This is a genomic window from Kurthia massiliensis, assembly GCF_000285555.1.
Lineage (GTDB): Bacteria > Bacillota > Bacilli > Bacillales_A > Planococcaceae > Kurthia > Kurthia massiliensis.
The window spans coordinates 1-260 of sequence record NZ_CAEU01000093.1 but is presented as its reverse complement, the minus strand read 5'-3'; the positions used below and the strand labels follow the sequence as shown (position 1 = coordinate 260).

At 49.2% G+C, this 260-nt stretch carries 2 tRNA genes; both read left to right on the top strand.

Annotation, left to right across the window (positions count from 1 at the left end):
• Nucleotides 1-22 precede the first annotated feature (22 nt).
• Nucleotides 23-96, top strand: a tRNA-Met gene (locus tag KMHG_RS17125).
• A 14-nt stretch (nucleotides 97-110) separates the two neighbouring features.
• Nucleotides 111-187, top strand: a tRNA-Ile gene (locus tag KMHG_RS17120).
• Nucleotides 188-260: the final 73 nt, after the last annotated feature.

Below are 260 nucleotides of genomic sequence, written 5' to 3'. Positions count from 1 at the left end.
ACTTTAACCAATTACTTATTATGGCGGCCTAGCTCAGCTGGCTAGAGCGTCCGGTTCATACCCGGGAGGTCGGGGGTTCGATCCCCTCGGCCGCCATATTACCTAAAGAAGGACCTTTAGCTCAGTTGGTTAGAGCAGACGGCTCATAACCGTCCGGTCGCAGGTTCGAGTCCTGCAAGGTCCACCACTAAAAAAACTCGATTCATTGTAAAATATTATTTTTTACCATGGAGGTATACCCAAGTCTGGCTGAAGGGATC